Origin of the sequence: Alcanivorax sp. (assembly GCF_040118815.1) — a bacterium.
Taxonomy (GTDB): Bacteria; Pseudomonadota; Gammaproteobacteria; order Pseudomonadales; family Alcanivoracaceae; genus Alcanivorax.
This window is the reverse complement of the sequence record NZ_JBEDTC010000015.1, coordinates 239,782-259,865: the sequence shown is the minus strand read 5'-3', so window position 1 is coordinate 259,865 and position 20,084 is coordinate 239,782. Positions and strand designations below refer to the sequence as shown.

The window sequence follows — 20,084 nt, the reverse complement described above, 5'->3', positions numbered from 1 at the left end:
AAGCCTCATTTCTGAATCCACTTATCCAGGAAATCATCACGCATTTTATTAAACTTGGTTAAAGGGTCATTTTTGATTAACTTAAACTGCGGAAATTCTCTACGGGCGAGCAGCAACAAGCCTTTAGTGTCATAGCTTCCAGTAACCCTTCCCTTCAGTGTCTCAATTAGAACGCTCTTCTGGAGCTCGCTTATTACTATTGATAAATTTTCTTTACCAGAATTTTTTGTACTCAATGTCGACACATGGATTTCAGGTATTTTCACATTCGCCAAGACCTTTCCATCGTAGTCCACCAAAGTAAAATCAACCTGATATAAATCAATATTATCGACATCCCACTCAAACAAGCGACCACCGCCTTCTTCTCGACGGCGATTGATATAATTTCGAAATGTTTCCTCCATTAATTTAAGGTTTGACACGCCAGGCGCGATGTAATCAATAACAAACTCTGCGTCATAAATTTGAGCACGACTGACTTTAACATGAGGAGAGAAAACACCGGAGATAGCTGCGTCAAAATCAATTCTTCCCGCCCTCATAGATACCATGTGATCAGGATCATCCCGCGCCATCAATGAGGGGGACTGCAGTGAAATCAAACCCTGTTTAGAATCAAGCTCCACCCCAGACACAGACAAATCGTGATTTATTTTTACATTAGCTTGATGCTGGAGCATTTCTTCAATGGCATTCGCGACCCAAAAATCACGGGAAAAATAAGCTGTGGCAGTAATAAATACTGCCACAACAAAAGCTATAGTTGATTTTTTTAGCATAATGAAAATATCTATTTATTAGCTTTAATCCTTTTTCTAGCATCATAATCACTAATAGTTGACGGCTTCAATCCCAAAGATGCTAACAATGACGATATTTTCTTAACGACTTCCCCGCCACCAATTACAACGCCAACACCCTTGTTTTCCTCTACTTTATCAAGATAGATTTTTTCTAATTCTAATTCCCTCATGTTGTTGACCACGAAGACAACTGACTTTCCTCTATCAGCATACTCAACCATACCTCCCAGTTGGAGATAGACATCGAGCATTATTACTCCCTCTTTTTCTTTGGATTCACCTTGTTCTTTGGATCCATTTTCTCCATAACCCATTATCGATTTTAATCGGCGCAACTGCTGACCATCTAATGGTGCATATTGAACCATTGAGATAAGATTGTTGGCAGGCTCAGGAGCTGCTGTCGTTCCAGCTAAAATAAAGTCGATTTGTTCTTTATCTCCAACACGAAGAGCGTTAGTAATGAGGTTCCAAAGCTCAGGAAAGGGCAGCACCACTTTTCCCGTCAACTCACCATCAAAAACAAATTGTTTTGAACAGTCTGGCGAACTGATAAAAATAGTACTTCCTAGCATGTCGCGGACTTTTTTGTTCATTTCGACATAGGTTGAAAAGCTTGTTTGAAGCGGATCAACATCCCCTCCTTCTTTAACAGTGCGCAGCACTGTCATCAGCTGTGAGTATCGAGGGTCGTCCTCACCACAAGCTAGATCCTTGCTTGCCTGCTTGGGCTTAGCCGAGACTTCGGGCTGCACATCAGTTTGCCCCCACGGGCTCTCGTTTGCCCCTCCTTTCGGCATTTCTGACACCATGCCAGAATCGCTGCCGCCAGCGACATCACCCCAATCAGCACTTTGCGCCATACTTCCAACAGGAACAAATAAAAAACCAACAAAAGCCAAAATAATATATCTTTTAGTCATAATCCCTTTTCTCCTTTTTTAACAACTACCAACATAAAAAGTTATCTTCCCTTCCTTTAAAACATCGTAACCCATGGTTTTCATCATATTAACGAACGGCTTGTGGCGCACCACGTATACTTTACGCCGACCAAACATAGAATTTACAATTGCCTCTCTGTAAAAGTTTTCATTCAATTCATAAGGACCACACCCTCTGCCCAGAAGAACATCACCGCCAAAAACTTTGAACAACTTAATCATGGCGTAATCTTTTTCCCTTCCACTCTCAAGCGGATCAGGGAGGTCTTTATCTTTTGGAGGAAGCTCAGCGTACAAAGGAAAAATTGAATACATTTTCTCTCTTACACTCACACCATAACTTCCCTCATAAGGGAGCTTTGAAAACAAATCCTGAATGTCAGAAACGCTTTTAGGAGCAACCGAGACCCTGGAATATATATTTTTCGCTAAACTCGGGCGATTCGCATGGATAGCTTCTGCCATTAACCGGTAATATTCTTCAAAAGGAATAACAGCCCGACTCAATAGCTCGCCCTCGTAAAAGGCAACAGGCGAACAGTTGATGTCATGCATTTGAATATGAGGCTCAAGGAGCTCGAGACTCCGCTCTCCCATTTGAAGGTACGTACTGACGCGAACCAATACAGGCGGGACTGATTTTCCTTCCTGGATCGACTCAATCAGAGAGGGCATGTTTTCATTACTCAACCTGGGATCATCGATATAATTACACCCCAGCGCAATGACTGGCAGGAAAGCAACAAGCAAGAAAAAATATTTCATCGCTATTCCCCCTCACCGTTCTCGAGAAAACCCAACGCATCTGCAAATAAATTGCCTACTGGATAAACCACAGGCTGAAGACTGGTAACCCAAACAACGAAATCGCTCCCCCACCCTAAAGACTCCTGACTCTCCTCTACGATTCGCTGAAAAGGTGCAGTTTTTGCTATCTTGCTTGAGAAAACCATAGGGCCAAAGATAATAATTGCAACAATGGAAAAGCGACATAGAACCACTAGCCTTTTATTTATTCCCGACTTACTCAACGGGATAAATAAAAGAGAAATCAAATTAAGCAAACCAAATAAAAGAGAGAGCCCCATAGCCACAGGAGGCACCAATACACTCCGCACAATGTTCTTCCCCTCTTCAGCGTAAGGCTCGCCGTCTGCGTAATAAGCCGTTTTCGCCATTAATCGACCTCGCTCCGCTGCAAGCGCATTTTTAACGCTAGGCGTCAAAATCAGATCACGAAAAGATCTCTCAGAAAGGTTTAACGGAACGGGTTCTGCCTGCCTATCTATACCCAGTGCATCCTTGAGAGGAAACTGAACGACTGGATGCTCAAGAAATGCTTCTGTATCAAGCCCCGGAGGAAGAGAAACATTAAATTGGGACTCGCTTTGATCAATAAACTTTTCTTTTAGCTGATCAACAAGCTCTGATTTTACACCATTTATAAAGCTTTCGTGATTTTTTAAACGATAGCTGTCAGGCATATTAATATTTTTTTCGCCTAATTTTTTGCGAAGTCCTGTAGCCACCTCAGTGCTCGCCATAAAATCCCGGAAAGACTGGTAGCCAAAAGATGTGATGCCGTGAATTCTTAGATACTGATCACGAATAAAACCCCTATTTTCAACACTACAATCAAGGTCGCCACCACTAATTTTTTCGACAAACCTTCCCGACTGCATCACCATAGTCTTCTTTATCTTCACCGGTTTGCACCAATATTCTGGCGGCACATCTTGTCCAAATGCTGACTCAACTTTTTTTCTGTACTCTTTATTAACACGCTTTACACAAGCGTCACTCACAGCGTCTCCACACTTTTTCCTCGCAAAAAAGTAGACCTCTAAACGATCATAGAGAAGGTCAAGCCCATCGCGTAACGAACTACTTATTCCTCTTTTCTGCCTATCCTCCCACTGAGCCTGGAGCTCCAAGTAAACATCTCTCCATATTTCTTGGGCCTTTTTTTCCATTTTAGAGGATTGATTCTGGTAATTCAGATTTGCCTGATTGTATTTATCAGAAAGATCGGAGACTTGTTTACGAGCCATCACATACTTTTCATAGGCATCCGGCAACTCTTTACTCGCCTGATGTACTGCTAGCTGCTCAATTATAGGATCGGAATTTTTGACCACCGCATCAATGTAGTCAGGTGTAAAGAAAACAGAAAAGCCAATAGTATTAATGAACGTTTTTGCCTCGGGACGCTTTATATCTTCTGGAACAAACTCAATATCCTTGAAGACCACAACATTACTTGCAAGACCACGCTTTAGCAGAGCTATATGTTGCGCATGCTGCCTCTGCTCTGGACTGGATTTATCAACCAATGAGTTAATAATCTCTTCTTGGCCGTAATAAACAAGAGGAAAAGCAACCAACGCAGCGACAATATGACTTATAATAAACTCTTTCTTACTGGCCCCTTTCCACTTTTTTAGCAAGCTGAAAATAAAAAGGGTACAGCCAGCACCGGAAAGCAATCGCCCGACATGTGACAAATGATCAAAATAGCTTCTATCCGCAACTAAAACGCTATCAACTAGTCGAGCATTAAAGGCAAACTCCAGAATAACATATAGGCACTGCAGCCCTATCAAAAAAACTGCCCACAACTGAGCTTTATACAATATAGGAGATTTTTTTTTAGCAGCCCTCAAAACCCCTCTCCCCTTCCACAAAATCTTTTAGAAGAGTCATCAACAACTACTCCATCCGGCATGACTTCATGATTATTTATCTGATTAGTCAACATGTCGCGCAGCCCTTTATCCTCGCCTATCCGGTAAACAACAAGCCGCGGCAATTCTGGCCCTTTTTTAGATGCCATCAACACGAAATCACGATAGTCCACGTGAAGGCCATAGTTCGGCCCCACAAGAGAATACAGGTCTGTATAATTGCTTTTATTCAAAATCGTTCTATTGTTTTTTGGGCGCCACCTTTCTTCCTCAGAACTTCTAACTTCTTTTTTCCTCTGGCTGCCCTCAGCTCCAATTCCAAACACCTTTGTTATCCGCGCCGAAATTGCATTCCTAGCATTATCAATGCTATAAGTTTTCCCGACGTTATCCTTATCCGTTTTTTTTCTCAACGCAGTTGGATATGGGTCAATGATATATCCAAGATAACGAGAAGTGTCTTCTGATCTAAGACAAGCTAAATCTTCGAGCACTCCAGAGGAATACAGGTATTGAGAAGAATCCAAGCGCTTACTTACTGCCTGATCGAGCCGAACCAAATCTGCACAACTGTAAGGCTTAAAATCCTCTTTTATCTCTATATTCAACACTTGTGAGGGGCTCGCGTTATTTTTGAATGAATCGAGTAAATCCTCAAGAAAAGGCGCCCGGATCTGCGTTTCATTACCTTCCCTATCTTTAAGAAAAACCTGTTTCCACTGGTAAGAAAACATCCCGGAAACTCTTGCGGAACTGCCGTATGTTGCTCGCCCGACATCTAAATCCCTGTGGACGACCCAAGCTCCATCTCTTAGTTTGCGCACGTCAATCACTACACCTGAATGCCCTTCTTTCAATGCACCCTCCAACCCCAGCAGTGAGTTTTCAGGATAACCAGCACTTCCTCGGCTGGAAAATGTTGCAAAATCGGCACATCCAAAGACTTTTTCTTGTTTTTCTACTTGAATTCTATCAGCCCCCCGATTCTCGTGTTTCACTGTAGGTTGTGACTCGCCAGGCAACGCTAGATCCTCCAAGGGGATAGATTCGATGTCAATCACCACGGGGGATGCATGACTATTACCCGCAGGGTCGTAATCTAGCACAGGCACAACCACGCCATTTACAGATTGTGGGCTATTTTTACTGTAAGGAAGTGCTTTTACCTCCCCCTCTAAAGAGCGATACAAACCCATTCTATGAAGGTTTAATTGTTCATCCCAACTACAAAAATCTGTGTCCTCAGGCCACTCAAATCCAGCACTTGCTTTCTGCGTTGGCTCGCAATAATCTTTCTTTTGCATACTCTCTATCTTGACTCCAGACGAGCCAGACAGCTGTTCAAGTGCCTCCAAGTCGACAGCAAGAACATTCGCGGGGATAGCAAACAAAATAATTTTCAGGACATCTCTTATACACCCTTCCATCGTTTTAAATAAAAAGGGATAGGACGCGAGCACGTGGAAATTTGACGAAAACTTTATTATTAACTTCATAATTCACCAATGATTATCACGTCGCTTTTTTGCAAAAATTCATTATTTTCGGACTTAATATAGCAGTAAAAACCAACTGCTTGTGTGCATATCTGAATAAGCATTTGGGAAGACTTTAAAAACAACCAGGTGATCCGACAAAGATTGTCGAATCAATTGTCACTTCAGGATATTCAAGAAATCCAGTGGCCATCTAAAAGTCAGAAAAAAGCAGGCTGGCGCGAAGGAGCAGCTAGATATATTGAGAAAAACCGAATGCAACACCTACATCAGCTGAGCCACACCTCTCCCGAGAACCGACTTTAAATAAGCAGGAGCCACGAATCGAAAATGGGATTTTGATGCAAACTGACACAAATAAAATCCTTTTCGACCATACTATCTTGCCTTTTTAGCAGCGTCCCTCATGCTAAAATCTATACAAGGCTAAGCCAGCCTCCACTGCCAATTATCAAGATTCAAGCCCCTCACACAAAAGCAATGAGCGAATTGCTCTTACCCTTTTCTTTAAGACTTTAGTCTGTAGTGCCGCCCCTTGGCTTCTAAGCGGCATTGTAGAACAGCAGCAAGTTTAGGTCTAACGGGTATAAGCCATAAACCAATTGCAAATATGCACATAGTTTTTTATTCCGGAAATTCACCCTCGAGCTCAACACATTAATATTTTTCGCCAGAGGCCCTTTGCTCCACATGCACACCGCTTAATTTATCACCTGTAGTGGTCAACTATCCGAATGGAGAAGTATGTGGCCACGATTCCAGATTTTTTCAGGCATATATCACATCCATGAAGCCAGGAAGGAATGGCCTTCCTGGCCCCATTTCATGGAGGTTTCATGATCATTCAATGTCCGTCCTGCCGGTCCATCCGCGTTGTCGCCCTGCAGACTGGCCGCAAGGTTGGCGGCTCTGTTGGTACGGTTGCCGGTGCCGCCAGTGGAATCACCATGGCCACTAACGGGGCTCGTGTCGGTGCGACTGTCGGCCTGGCTTTCGGTCCTGCCGGATCTGCCATCGGCAGTATCGCCGGTGCAGTGCTTGGTGGACTGGCGGGAGGTGTGGCCGGCGGTGAAGCGGGTGCGGCGCTGGGCGCCAAGCTCGACGACACCTATCTCGACAACCTGGAATGCCTGGATTGCGGACACCGTTTCCGCCCCGATGCCGAGTAAGCCCCCCTTACCACTCACTCACCCTTGAAGCCCGCTTTGCGCGGGCTTTTTTATGCCGTTTTGGAGTTTTTATGGATATTCCGACTTTCGTAAAGAATGAGCAGGGCCTGTACCACGTGCAGGGCTGTGTTAAACCCGAGGAAATTGTCAGCACGGCTGCCTCCATCCTGCTGGATGAGCTCACAGACCGCGAGGCGCTGACTGCACCCACCGATGTTGCGCAGTTTCTGCAGCTGGCTATGGCCCAAGAGAAGAATGAAGTCTTCGCGGCCATCTTCCTCAACAACAAACACAAGGTGCTCAGGTTCGAGACCTTGTTCAACGGCACCATCGATAGCTCTGCGGTTTACCCCCGTGTGGTGGTGCAACGAGCCCTGGACTGCAATGCGGCGGCTGTGATCTTTGCCCACAATCACCCTTCTGGCTGCTGTGAGCCCTCACGGGCAGATCAGCAAATCACCAAGCGTCTGTCTGACGCCCTCGCGCTGATCGATGTGCGGGTGCTGGACCACTTTGTGGTGTCCCGTTCCGGCTACGTCAGTCTGGCTGAGCGCGGCAGCCTCTAACCCATCGCACCTAACCTCTCTACACACACGCACCGTTTATTCCTTTCATTATCAGGAGATTCACCATGTCTCATCTTGTCGAAAACATGGCCTATGTGGGCCGCACACCTTGGCACGGGCTGGGCAATCAGCTGGCCAGCCAACAACCACTGGACGTCTGGAGGCGCGAAGCCGGCATGGACTGGGACATCCGTGAAACCCCGGTTCGCTTTATCAGTAGCGAAGCCGGTGCTCTCGGACAGATCTCGTCCTTCCCTGACCAAAAGGTGCTGTTCCGTTCCGACACTCAGGCACCACTGTCGGTAGTGAGTAACCGCTTCAAGGTGGTTCAGCCCCGTGAGGTGCTGGAGTTCTACCGGGACCTCACCGAGAAGTCTGGCTTTGAGCTGGAGACGGCGGGCGTCCTTAAAGGGGGCCGCAAGCTGTGGGCACTGGCGCGTACCGGGCAGTCCGGCACCTTGGCAGGCAATGATCAAACCAACGGCTACGTGCTGTTGGCCACCGCCTGTGACGGCAGCCTGGCAACCACAGCGCAGTTCACCAGTATCCGGGTGGTGTGCAACAACACTCTCGCCGTCGCACTGAATGGCAACAACAACGCCGTAAAGGTGCGGCATAACACCATCTTCGACGCGCAAGCGGTGAAGAAGCAGCTGGGAATTTCTGTCTCCGCCTGGGATGACTTCATGTATCGACTGAAGGCTCTGAGTGAGCGACGGATCACTCACAAGACCGCCGAGAAGGTCATGCAGACCATCTTCACGGATACGGCTTACCAGCCTCCAGGCATGCCGGTGAAACCCAACGAACAGGCCATGAAGAAAGCCATGGCGCTGTATGACGGTGCCGGTCGCGGATCAGAGTTAACGTCTTCCAAGAACACGGCCTATGGCCTGCTCAATGCGGTCACCGAGTTCGTGGACCACGAGCGCCGCGCTCGCAGTACCGACAATCGGCTGGACTCCGCCTGGTTCGGCAAGGGCGCCCAGATCAAGCAACGCGCTCTGGAGCAAACGTCCCTGCTGGTCGCCTGACCCAGGCCTGATCACTTACCACCCTTTCTCTCTACACCCTTTTAAAAGAAATCTGGAGAACACCATGAATCTGAAATGGCTCTACCGCCTGTGGGCGGTATGGGACTGTCGCCCTATGCCTGCCGAACTGGCATCGGTATGGGGCGCGTTCCTGCACGAAGGCTTGATGTGCCACCCCGGCGATCCTGGCCGGCCGCGCCGGATACTAGACGCCTGGGACAGTGGCTGTATCGAGCTGATCATCGCGTCATGCCAATACCTGGACCCGCTTTGGCAGACGGTCTCCCACATCTGGTATCAGCCCCGTGGCCGACCTGGCATTTTCGAGTACGAAGTGGTCAGTGAGTTAGGCGAGTGGCTCGGTGAGCAACTGCTCACTACCGGCCACCTCCCCAGCGACAAGGAGGCTGAACGTTATATCGAAGCGTTGGTGAATGACTTCTTCGAGATTGGCGAGGAAGCCTCCTCCTCTTCAAGTCGCGCCGCATGATGTCATTCAGGCATCACTCGCAATTACCTATTTCCCCTTACCTTTAGCCCCGGCCACTACGCCGGGGCTTTTCTTTGTCTGGAGTATTCTCATGGCACAACCGAAAAGCACCACACCTGGCCAGCGCCCTGCGCTACGCCTGGTCTCTACCAAAAGCATGAACCGGGAGGACTGGCTGAAGATCCGCAAGCAGGGCATTGGCGCCAGTGATGCGGCTGCCGCTGTGGGCATCAGCCCGTACCAATCCCCCCTCGAGCTGTGGATGATCAAGACCGGGCGGGATGGCCTGCTCCCCGCCCCCGATCCCGATGACATTCAATCGCCGCTCTACTGGGGCACCCTGCTGGAACCTAAGGTGGCGGAGGCCTACGCCAAGATCAGCGGCAACAAGGTACGGCGGGTGAATGCCGTGCTGCAGCACCCGGATGGTGACAAGCCCTGGATGCTGGCCAACCTGGATTACGCCGTGGTTGGTAATGAAGACGTTCAGATACTGGAATGCAAGACCACCGGCCAGCACGGCGCCAAGCTATGGGCGGACGGTGTTCCGGAGTACATCCAGTGCCAAGTACAGCATCAGCTGGCAGTTACCGGCAAGCAGGCTGCCGATGTGGCCGTGCTGATTTGCGGTCAGGAGCTGCAGATTCACCGTATCGAACGGGATGAGGCACTGATTGCTCACCTGTACGAGCTGGAGCGGGAGTTCTGGCAGTTGGTGGAAGCGGACACCCCACCGGACCCGGATGGCTCCGACTCTGCAGGCAAGGCCCTGCAAGGGCTCTATCCTCGCGATGAAGGCGAAACCCTAGATCTCACGGCTAACCCAGCCATGGAAGGCGACTTCAATGAACTGCTGGATCTGCGTGACACCCTTGCCCGACTGACCGAGCGGGAATCCACCCTTAAACAACGCATCCAGCAGTCCATGGGGCTGGCCAGCAAGGCTACCTTCACTGTTGGCTCCGTGACCTGGAAGCGTAGCAAGGACTCCATCGCCCTGGACACCAAAGCCCTGCTGCAGGATCAGCCTGATCTGCTCAAACACTACCCAAAGCACAGGGCGGGCAGTCGCCGGTTCCTTGTACGCCCCAACACCTAGCCAACCCCCAAGCAGCATAACAGCCGGGCCAAGCCCGGCTGAGTACATGCATCTGCTATTCATCAGGAGAACCCCATGATTAAAGGACTCGCGATTACGCCACCCGTGATTGGCCGTATCAGCATTGGCCGTGTAGTGGAGAAGAACGGCAAACGTCTGCCGGAGAAAGACGACCAATTCACCATCACCACCCAGATCCAAACCCGGGACGGCTGGTTGCCGCACCCGCTGGACGAAGCCCTGCGCCAGGAAGTACAGGGTAAGAAGCTACGCACCATTCCCGTTACCCTGCCCTTCAATGACCCGGACCTTAACCTGCGAGCGGAGTACACCTTCTTCGAGCGCAAGAGCGGTAGGGCGCTGTGCGCCGGAAACGGGGAGACTTGCCGGCGTCATACCGAGAACGGCCTGGAATCCCTGCCCTGTCCATCACCGGATATGTGCGACTACGGTAGCCATGGGCTGTGCAAGCCCTATGGTCGTCTCTATGTCCGTATCGGAGATGACGATGAACTGGGCTGCTTTGTATTCCGGACCACCGGCTATAACAGTATCCGAACCCTAGCTGCTCGGCTGCGTTACTTCCACGCCATCAGTGGCGGCAATCTGGCCACCCTGCCCCTGGAACTGAAGCTGCGCGGCAAGAGCACCACCCAGAGCCACCGAGCACCAATCTACTATGTGGATCTAACGTTGCGTGCTGAACAATCCATGAAGGAGGCCGTCACACATGCCAGGGAAGAGGCCCAGGTTCAGGTAAATCTGGGAATCAATCAGGCAGAACTGGACAAGATTGCCCAGGCAGGCCTCATGAATGCCCAGTTCGAGTATTCAGAGGATGAGGGTTTGCAGGTTACGGAGGAGTTTTATCGCAGTGAAGCCAACCAAAACACCTGTGCCTCGAAGCAAGCATCCGGCCTGAAAGAGGCCCTTTCGGCAAAAGTGAGCGGGGGCGAATAACCCCCGCAACACCGCCCCAGCTACCGATAACGCAACACCGCCTCCCCTCGCCGAATCCAGTTGATACCTACCCCAAGCACAATATGCCCCATGCTCTGAAGTAGCCTTGCATAGCATTCCAACTGTGGCCAATAGCTATTAAATGCTGCTTCAGGATCCTCAATCTGATCTGACTTGTGGTCCAAAATCCATATGCCGCTGCCTGTTTCCAGCACCAGGTCGGCAGTACCAGAAACCACAGAGCCGTTATCATCAAGCCCAAGCAATGGAAGTTCCCGATGCACGGCTGTTACGGAGAAGTGACCTGCCACCCATTGCTCGAAGCTATTCACACTTGCAGCGATGCTGACTGCGGTACCGTCGGTGAGCTCCACACCAGTAACACCTGAGATGTTTTCAGCGTGATTTGAATTAGCGCCTAGGATCTCAAAACAGCGGTGCAAAAAGGTGCCGAGTGTCGTACCAGTGAGTTCGATATCCAAGTCCAACCCTTCATGGTACCGGATCAACTCCAGTGGCTGACTGGCCGTCCCTGAGGCCTGGACACTTTCCATTCCCGACGGCACAACGATGTCCGGAACCAATCCCTTCGGGGCGGTTCCGCGCTGTATCGCCCGGCGGCCGACGGTGGCCAAGAGATCGGCAGTTGTCTCTACAGCTGCCCCCATATCCTCTGGCAACGCCGATTCTCCTTCTCTGATTACACAAGGGAACGAGTTATCACCAACGGTAATTGTCGAGTCTTGGCGTGATGGAGTGAGCCCTGATGACAGAATCGACCAATAGGTCAATCCGTCTTTACCCGCCAAATAGCTCGGCCATTCCAATACCAGTTTTTCTCGTGCTCGGGTCATGGCGACATAGATCAATCGCCTGGATTCAAGCTCGGTGGCAAGCCCCAGCGCTTCGAGGAACTTGTCATCGGACTCGGGGGCAGCGAATTTGGGAGAGTATTCAATCTGCGCCTTCTCGATCAGTTGGGAGAGATCCTCAAACGTGCTGTAGCCGAGTGCCATGTTGGGCAATCCTGGGCTCAAGCTCCTATCCATGCCACACACAAACACCACGGGCCACTCCCGGCCTTTTGAGCTGTGCCAGGTCACCAGCTGAATGGCATCTTCATCGATCACACGCGGATCGGGCTGATGGTTCTTATCCTTCTGCTCGACCTTGGCATTCAGCCAGGCCAGGAAACTCTGAATGCCGGAACCGTAGTAGCCACCGCTGGCGAGTGCTTCACGGTTGGCATCCATGTATTCGCCCGCCTCTGCCTGCAAGCGAAGCAGATTTGCGCGAGCCTGATCAGCATCCGGCCAGACGGAAATCTCATCAAAGAGATCGAGTGCCGCACAGGTATCGGCCACCAAGGCAAAGAGGGTTCGGTCTTTGACATTCGCGGCCAGCGCATCCAACCGTGCCAACACCGGATCGACGATTTTCCCATCGGCAATCAGTTGCTCCAGGGCCGTTTTCAAATCGAGGCTACCCAATTCGGTGACGGCTAAATACAACGCAGCGTGGCGATCGGTCGGGTTGGCGACATAAGCCATAGCCTGGCAGGCCAGTTGCACCACCCGTGAAGCGTGCCAGCCGTCCTCTTGCAATCGCACCCGCAGTCCCATCGCCCGCAACACATCGGCGTAATCTGCCAGCATCCTGTGGGTGGGACAGAGCACCGCAATATCCCCACCGCGCAGTCGACGCAGCTGTTTTGTGCGCCGATCCCTAATCTGCTGAGTAGGATCTTTCAGCATCACCTGTAGCCGGTCACCCACGGAAAGCGCCCGAACGGCATGCTGGCCTTTTTTGGCCTTCACCGGAAAATCAATCAGTTCGATCGGTTCCTGGGAGCTCGTAGCGCCCTGCGGCGCCAGTGGCACGTATTCATCACCGAACAAGCCGGGGCCAACCGCATTGATAAAGTGCATCAGGGTTGGCTGAGATCGCCAGTTGCTGGTCAAGGGCTTGGCCACATCCTGATTCTGCTGGATCAGTGCATCGAACAGGCGCGGGTCGGCGCCCTGGAACCCCATAATTGCCTGCTTCAAATCGCCGACGGTGACAGTGGGTACACCGGCGTCCTTCAATTGCCACAGTAAGGCAAACTGCAACGGGTTGGTGTCCTGAAACTCGTCCACAACCAGGCAATCGATGCGCTGCGCCAGGGTATTCAATACTTCCGGGCGGTTGCGCAGCATATCCGCGGCCATGGCGATCATGTCGCCGTAGTCGACCAGCCCCGCTTCACGCTTGGCTTGCGCATAGTAAACCAGCACTTCCTGGCCGGCGGCGATCAGGGATTCAATGTGCAATACGGCCTGTTCACGCGGGCCAGGGTGGGTAGGCAATGCGTCCGCGGCCTCGATAACGGCATCGGCCAACTTGTCATAGCCGTCGGGCAGCTGACAACCCCGCTTGGATTTGCGCAGCGCACGCAGCTCTTTCCACAGTTTCCAATCGGTGTTTAAACCATCACCTGTCGCAGCAGCCCGCAAATTTCGATAGTCGCGCTGAAACTCCTTGGAAGCCGTGGCGCTATTGCCAAATTCTCTGGATAAATTCTCCGGGAAGGCCTCCAGCAGTCGACTTGCCGCCTGCTGCAACCGTGCCGTCAGTTGGTCACCGTCTCCGGTGACGCCGTAGCGCTCTCTGATCCAATCGGCAGCAAACGCTGCGTAGCTATCGCTCTCTTCGGACCAACCTGCAGATCGCAGCAAGGTTACAATTCTCAGCAGATCATCGCGAAAGCCCTCTTCGGCGCTCTTCTGGGAGTTGAAATCAAAGCTGTAGCCAAATCTGGCCAGATCTGAGGTGATGACATCCGCCTTTTCGGTGCGCGCCAACGCCAGCCGAATCAGCGTGTTTTCTTCGTCTTCATTCAGCAGTCGGGGCCGAGGAGACAGCCCTGCATCGAAAGCAAATTCCGTCAGCAAGCGCAAGCCGAAACCGTGGATGGTGGAGATGTAGGCCTGATCGAGCTTTAAGGCCTCTTCCAGGCGACCAAGACTCAGCAACTTGCCGCGAATCCGCTCCCGCAGCTCTGCAGCTGCGGCTTCAGTAAAGGTCACCGCCACGATGCGTTCGGGAGCAATCAACCCGGCAACCACCCACTCACCCAACTGCTGCTGAATGGTGTAGGTCTTACCGGACCCCGCGCCGGCGGGAATAATTGTGAGTGCGGGCAACATCATTTGGCCTCCCTGGCATCACCGGGTATTGTGAACAGCGGGATCAACGGGCTGTTGTCCAGGGCATAAGGCTTCACACCCGCCTGTTTATCGAAGAACGTCGCATCGCCGTCCCGATTCAAATACAGTTGACCCGCCCTCACCTCGCCCAATCGCTCCCGGATCAGGGCCATCGCCTGTTGGGCCACATCGCCATCCAGCACCTCCCAGCCCGGAATAGCTCCAGATTCGACCACTAACGCATCCGATAGCGACGTCTGGTCGTTAGTCATGAAATAGACGATACCGGTGCTATCCCCAGCCTTCAGTCTCTCCAGCAAGGCTGTATTGTCTTCGCTTTTAGGCCCCCCGGTTTGCAGCATAGTGCGGTACAGGTTGGCCTGACTGTCATAGCCCTTCTGCATGCGGGGCCTACGGCTGTTGGCACTGGATCGTTTGTAGTCGACCACCAGCAATCGGCCATCGGGCAGGCCGAGCAATATATCGGCCTGGCCATGAATAGGCAGACCATCCAGGTCCCCTTCCAGCCACTCTTCAGTACCGAGGATCTCGGCGTTTAGGGTCACCAACACGTCTCGCCAGGCCAGGGCGGCCTTGGTGATGCCAGAGGCCAAATGCCGGCGCTCGACCTGCCACTGCGCAGAGCGAAGGAAGGGTGCGTGGGTTCTGATGGCCGCGTCCAGCAGTGGCTCAACGTGTGTGCTGATGGCCTGTGGGTCGGGTATCGGGCGCGATGGCTGAAACAGCTCCTCCAAGACCTGGTGAGTGAGCGTACCCAGCAACATGACATCGGGGCGCTCCGGCTCCCACCCCTGGGGCTCCGCATTGATGCGACGTAGCAGCCAGGCCAGTCTGGACACCATCAATGTCTCCAGGCTGCTGGGAGACTCGGGCCGAAGATTGCCCTCAGCATCGGTGCGCAGTGCCAGCAGATCGCACTCGAACTGCATATCTTCCGCAACAATCGCACGCGGTTGCTGCGGCGACTGTGGTGCCGCCTGCGGCAGGAAATGAATGCGATCGCGGTCTGCCGCCACATCCATCTCCAGAATCAGGGACTCGCCATCATCGATACCGCTGTACAACTGGCCCATGAATACCAGTGACTCCGACGGCGACTGAGATGCGCCACTGGCGTCCCTGCGAGGGATCGTGAAACAGACGAACTCGGCAACAGAGGCCAACTGGCGTTTAAATCGCGCCCGTCGATCGCGCATTTGGTCTGCAGGTGTTGCCAGCGATAAGCCGAGTACGTCCCGAAGTGCCAGTAAATCCTCAGAAACAAATACCGCAGAATCGCTGCTGGCAACTGGGTAATGCCCCGAGGCGAACCCCAACACCATCAGAAACCGAACCGGACGCCAGGCCTCGTGGGCTTCACGCCATACGGTAATCCCTTCTAGGTTGAAATCGGGCGATTCCCCTGTGCTGATGTTCTTTGGGCTGGATAGACGCCGCAGTAAACTCCAGTCGATGTCCGTTTTGCCGGATAATGCCGCACACAACTCGACGGCTGTAGCCTTCGCCTGATAGACGTGGGATTCCAATTTCTCACTGCCGTCCAGCAAGCTGACAAAGGTCTGAATCGCCGCTGCCAAGGTGTCAGGACGATCATCGCCTTCACCCAACAGCCCCAACATCTGCCGGGCAGCCCGTGACGCCGCCGGAAATGGGCGCAATCGATAGTCGCCATCCATCACGGCCTGGGCCAATTCGGCACCCTGCTCTTTCGGCCAGGGCATTAAAGGAGACGACAAGCAAACGGCCAGAGCCATGGCCGGTGAAGGCTTTTGCCGGCAGTAAAGAAAGTGGAACAGGGCCTCATGCCCCAGATCTCGCTGCCAGTGATCCACAGGCAAACCGGAAAGCGATAGACCCGCCGTGGAAAATGCATCATTGACGGCCAGCGAGTACTCAAAGGTATCAGGCAACAGCAAGCCAATGTCAGCTGGAGCAAGCCCCGGGGTTTCAGCCAGCAGTTGCTGAGCCATGCCCGCTGCCACTTCGGCTTCTTCCAGAAAATCCCTGACACCCACCCATTGCACAGTATCATCCCGCGGCACAGTCTCCTCTGGCACAGCAAACAGGCACTGCTGTAGAGCCTGAAGACTGGTCTGTGGTGTAGCGGGAGAAGGATCGAGCAAGAGCGATGCGATAAGCCCAATCAACTTCGGGTCATGTTCTATGCCAGAATCCGCGTTGAGCTTATCAATCAACGCCCTTTGCCAACGGGTCAGCGACGGGAATCCTTCCACGTAATAAACCGCTACCTGTCGTATGCCTGCGGAGGGTTCGGCAGAGAGTAGTTGCTGCATGTTTAGTAGCTCGTCTGGCAGCAGACCATCCAATTCAACCAGCAAACGCACGATATCAGCAACATGCTTTCTCGGACGATCAGCCCCCCCCTCAAAATTCAGTGCGTCACTACTTATCTCAATGCCCGGCTGAGTAGCAGACACAACCAGGGATAAAGCGGCCTCAACTTCTGCCTCCACTTCTTGAGGCGCCACCTCAAAACTGTTGGACCAGAACGCATTAGGCAACTGTTCCAACGCGCTATGAAATTGAGACTTCCAGTCACTTACCTGAGTAGGGATGAGATACGCACTCCTGGCCTGCTCGACCAGCTCCGGCCAAGTACCAACCACAACCCCCATACTTGGGGATTGGGTGGCAAGTATTCGGCGAAGGCGGCGAGCAGCACCACCATCGGGAACCAAAAGAAACTGTATAGCCTGCATCATAGATTGATCGTCCTATTCTTCCCTGATTGGAGAGCCAGCAGGTTCTGGTAGGTTTTTGTCCGCTAACGGCGGCTGGAGCGAGATCAGCCAGTTGGCAAAGTCCGCCACCTCGTGGCTGCCATTTTGGCTGAGGTTAAACAGAAGATCTTCCTGTTTGGACCGCCCCGTGTTTTCATCGCACCCCAGACCATCATTTTCAGGCCACTTCAAACTCCTCGAGGCTTACATCTCCAAGAGGACTATGCCGCCGGCGTCGATTATAAAAGCCTCGATGTAATCGAAGATCTCTTCCTACGCCATATCTCGTGTCTTATAAATACGCTTCTTGATTCGCTGCTTCTTAAGGCTGCTGCAGAAGGATTTCGCTACGGCATTGTTCCAACAGTTCCCGCGGCAACTCATACTGGGCTCAAGGTTATGTTGATAACAGAGCCGCAGCCAGTCATTGCTACTGCACTGTGAGCCTTGATCTCAATGTACCATTACGCGACCAGAAGATCGGCGACGCCATAGTTCAATCAGCAGTTGTCTCCGGCAAGTATGAAAAGCGCTACCAAGAACGGCGTTAACGTGTCTAGAGAACTGGTGCTCCCCCTGAGCAGACCCCAACTATGTTATTGACCACCTTAATCACTCCCTGGATAAATACAGGGACCAGCAACCGCCCTGGGACAGTATTTGTCCCACATCCTCCCTATACTCTCTCCCATCAACTACTGCTGGAGAGTTTATGGAAAAGTCCATTATTGATGTAAGCACTGAAAATGATGAAGTTAAATTTCCTGAAATTGCCTATTTCGTTTCGTTGAGGGAAGAGGAAGTCCGTAAGGCTAGCGAATCGCTAGGGGTTACGGATGAGGTTAATGACCCGGTTCTGTTTGTTGCACATGTCGCCTTGATGATCGGAGAAACAACCAGGAAAAAAGGGACACTCAAGTTTGAACATTTTATTCCCGAGTTTGCCAAATTGCTGGACTTATACGGTCCCTCCCCGATGGGTTTTGAAGCATTCATTAAACTGGGTAAGCATTGCTTTTCGGGTAAACGCGGCGATTTAGTCCGCGAATTGGCAAAACGCCACAAGGAATCAGCCACGGATCATTTGCAGGGGCGCTTTCTCTCCATGAAGGGCGTTACGCCCTCATAGCCGCCACCCGGGGAGGCTCACGCCGCCCATTGCCATTTGGAGGCTAACAGAACCCTGAGCAGTTCAGCCGGGGCCCATCACTGCCTTCAATCAGGTATTCCCGCATCAATTTGGCTATCAGCCAATGCATCACTAACACATATATCGAATTCAACTGGCCACCCAGAGTGATGCCAGCAAACCGCTTTTGGTCATTTCAAGCCATGGCGACTAACGAATGCATGCACAGGAGCACATATGATCCGAAATAGTGAAACCCATCCACTGCGAATCGACAGCTTTTCTCTCTGGAACGGTAAGGTTGGTCTGACCCTCTGCCCCGGCAAGCGACAGGCAGTCTCCACGACTGGTTCCTGGGACAGAGATCTGAACTCGGATTTGTCGACTATCGAGGATTGGTCAGCAGACAGTGTTCTTTCACTGCTTGAAGGCCATGAAATGGATTATCTCCATGTGCCAGAGCTTCCGGAAAAAATGCCGGAAGTCTGTCTTAACTGGCTGCATATGCCCATCGTTGACCAGATGGCCCCGGAAGCTGCCTTCATGAAACGGTGGCGTTACGTGCGCTTGGTACTGGCCCACCAGCTCATGCAGGGAAAGCAGGTGCTTCTGCATTGCATGGGCGGGTTGGGTCGAGCAGGAACCGTTGCCGCCATGCTGTGTATTGACGCCGGGATGCCGGCCTGGGATGCCATCCGAGCTGTCCGCGCCGCGCGCAGTCAGAGTGCGATTGAGACCCGCGAGCAAGAAGCCTTTCTGGAATCTTATACTCCGGAGTTTTTGCTCACACCTGAAAACGTCCGCTCTGCACTGACCCTCTGGGCCGGCGCAGCCGGGGATGCTTTGGGCTACCCCGTTGAATTTGAGGATTCCGAGTGGATTTATCGCCATTACGGCAGCCAGGGGATCCACCCCGCAAATTTCACAGGCAGACCCCGAATTTCCGATGACACACAGATGAGCCTTTATGCGCTGGCAGGACTGGCGGACCACGGCACCAGAGGCAACATCTCCGCATTGCGCAAAGCCTGGCTGCACTGGTACGAAGGCCAGACTTCGTTAATTCCTACAGCGACATCTCCTGCACTTCGGCGACTACAAATTGACCGTGTGGTGAATCAATCTCGCGCACCAGGCAACACCTGTATTAGTTCGCTTCGTAGCGGGGCACAAGGCAGTGTGAAGAACAGAAAGAATCAATCAAAAGGCACAGGCGCAGTAATGCGCATTGCCCCAATCGCTTTCCTGAACGACCTTGATGAGCAAGAAAAAGTGGTGCTAGCCATGGAATCTGCAGCCCTGACACATGGCCATGACTATGGCATCGGGGTCACCGCTCTGTTTACCGCCTTGCTATCGCGCAAAATCCACCGCAAGAGAGAGCAGGGAGCAATGGCGGCATTACACGATTACCCCGAGTTAACGGCACTGCTTCCGCAAATCCCCATTTTTATTGATCCAATGAGCACAGAACCGCCCAAGGGGGAAGGTTGGGTTGCTGAAGAAGCTCTTGAGTTTGCTCTCTATTATGCCTCGATGCCCAGCAGTATCCCCCTATCTGACGTAATGGCTATGTCAGCGTCCCACGGTGGTGATTCAGACACCACAGCATCATTGACGGCCCAGTTGGCGGCAACCAGTCACCCCTACGACAGCAGTCTGGTTAATTTTATCTTGCAGCTTGATGCCTACGACGCGATTGCCGACACCCTTACCGCTTTCTTTCGTCAATAACATGGCGGGACATTGTTTGTCCC

General features: G+C 51.9%; 15 protein-coding genes and 1 pseudogene. 8 read left to right on the top strand and 8 right to left on the bottom strand.

Going from position 1 to position 20,084, the window contains the following annotated elements; all coding sequences use genetic code 11:
* Positions 1 to 5: 5 nt before the first annotated feature.
* The 5 genes from ABNH18_RS10415 to ABNH18_RS10395 are packed head-to-tail and all read right to left on the bottom strand — an operon-like array spanning position 6 to position 5,738.
* Positions 6 to 782 (bottom strand): hypothetical protein, encoded by a 777-nt coding sequence (locus ABNH18_RS10415; RefSeq protein ID WP_349382744.1) that lies wholly within the window; start codon positions 780 to 782, stop codon positions 6 to 8.
* Positions 783 to 793: 11 nt separating this feature from the next.
* A complete protein-coding gene (locus ABNH18_RS10410) occupies positions 794 to 1,729 on the bottom strand; it encodes a hypothetical protein (protein WP_349382743.1) in 936 nt (311 codons plus the stop codon).
* An 18-nt stretch (positions 1,730 to 1,747) separates the two neighbouring features.
* On the bottom strand, positions 1,748 to 2,515 hold the full coding sequence (locus ABNH18_RS10405) for a hypothetical protein (protein ID WP_349382742.1): 768 nt from the start codon (positions 2,513 to 2,515) through the stop codon (positions 1,748 to 1,750).
* Between the two features lie 2 nt (positions 2,516 to 2,517).
* Positions 2,518 to 4,413: a hypothetical protein gene (locus ABNH18_RS10400; protein WP_349382741.1), complete on the bottom strand. Its 1,896-nt coding sequence runs from the start codon at positions 4,411 to 4,413 to the stop codon at positions 2,518 to 2,520.
* A complete protein-coding gene (locus tag ABNH18_RS10395) occupies positions 4,410 to 5,738 on the bottom strand; it encodes a glycerophosphodiester phosphodiesterase family protein (RefSeq protein WP_349382740.1) in 1,329 nt (442 codons plus the stop codon). The genes ABNH18_RS10400 and ABNH18_RS10395 overlap by 4 nt, the downstream gene beginning before the upstream one ends.
* Positions 5,739 to 6,766: 1,028 nt before the next feature.
* Here ABNH18_RS10395 and ABNH18_RS10390 point away from each other — a divergent pair.
* The 6 genes from ABNH18_RS10390 to ABNH18_RS10365 all read left to right on the top strand — a co-directional run bounded on the left by ABNH18_RS10390 (position 6,767) and on the right by ABNH18_RS10365 (position 11,248).
* On the top strand, positions 6,767 to 7,099 hold the full coding sequence (locus tag ABNH18_RS10390; protein ID WP_349382739.1) for a hypothetical protein: 333 nt from the start codon (positions 6,767 to 6,769) through the stop codon (positions 7,097 to 7,099).
* A gap of 71 nt (positions 7,100 to 7,170) precedes the next feature.
* The gene (gene radC, locus ABNH18_RS10385; RefSeq protein WP_349382738.1) at positions 7,171 to 7,665 is read left to right on the top strand and encodes a RadC family protein; all 495 of its coding nucleotides are present in this window, start codon (positions 7,171 to 7,173) and stop codon (positions 7,663 to 7,665) included.
* A gap of 65 nt (positions 7,666 to 7,730) precedes the next feature.
* A complete protein-coding gene (locus ABNH18_RS10380; protein WP_349382737.1) occupies positions 7,731 to 8,699 on the top strand; it encodes a DUF932 domain-containing protein in 969 nt (322 codons plus the stop codon).
* Between the two features lie 64 nt (positions 8,700 to 8,763).
* Positions 8,764 to 9,189, top strand: coding sequence for a hypothetical protein (locus tag ABNH18_RS10375; RefSeq protein WP_349382736.1), 426 nt, complete (start codon positions 8,764 to 8,766; stop codon positions 9,187 to 9,189).
* Positions 9,190 to 9,280: 91 nt separating this feature from the next.
* Positions 9,281 to 10,288 (top strand): YqaJ viral recombinase family nuclease, encoded by a 1,008-nt coding sequence (locus tag ABNH18_RS10370; protein WP_349382735.1) that lies wholly within the window; start codon positions 9,281 to 9,283, stop codon positions 10,286 to 10,288.
* Between the two features lie 75 nt (positions 10,289 to 10,363).
* Entirely contained in the window at positions 10,364 to 11,248 is an 885-nt protein-coding gene (locus ABNH18_RS10365; protein ID WP_349382734.1) for a recombination directionality factor, read from the top strand.
* Positions 11,249 to 11,268: 20 nt separating this feature from the next.
* Here ABNH18_RS10365 and ABNH18_RS10360 read toward each other — a convergent pair whose 3' ends face one another.
* The 3 genes and pseudogenes from ABNH18_RS10360 to ABNH18_RS10350 all read right to left on the bottom strand — a co-directional run.
* Complete coding sequence (locus ABNH18_RS10360) at positions 11,269 to 14,439, bottom strand: UvrD-helicase domain-containing protein (RefSeq protein ID WP_349382733.1); 3,171 nt, start codon at positions 14,437 to 14,439, stop codon at positions 11,269 to 11,271.
* Positions 14,436 to 17,180, bottom strand: coding sequence for a PD-(D/E)XK nuclease family protein (locus ABNH18_RS10355; protein WP_349382732.1), 2,745 nt, complete (start codon positions 17,178 to 17,180; stop codon positions 14,436 to 14,438). The genes ABNH18_RS10360 and ABNH18_RS10355 overlap by 4 nt, the downstream gene beginning before the upstream one ends.
* Before the next feature lie 196 nt (positions 17,181 to 17,376).
* A pseudogene (locus ABNH18_RS10350) lies at positions 17,377 to 17,705 on the bottom strand (integrase core domain-containing protein); the annotation flags it as partial.
* Between the two features lie 205 nt (positions 17,706 to 17,910).
* On the opposite strand from ABNH18_RS10350, the gene ABNH18_RS10345 reads away from it, so the two are divergent.
* Both ABNH18_RS10345 and ABNH18_RS10340 read left to right on the top strand, forming a co-directional pair.
* The gene (locus tag ABNH18_RS10345) at positions 17,911 to 18,327 is read left to right on the top strand and encodes a hypothetical protein (protein WP_035460495.1); all 417 of its coding nucleotides are present in this window, start codon (positions 17,911 to 17,913) and stop codon (positions 18,325 to 18,327) included.
* A 237-nt stretch (positions 18,328 to 18,564) separates the two neighbouring features.
* Complete coding sequence (locus tag ABNH18_RS10340) at positions 18,565 to 20,061, top strand: ADP-ribosylglycohydrolase family protein (protein ID WP_051428742.1); 1,497 nt, start codon at positions 18,565 to 18,567, stop codon at positions 20,059 to 20,061.
* Positions 20,062 to 20,084 lie beyond the last annotated feature (23 nt).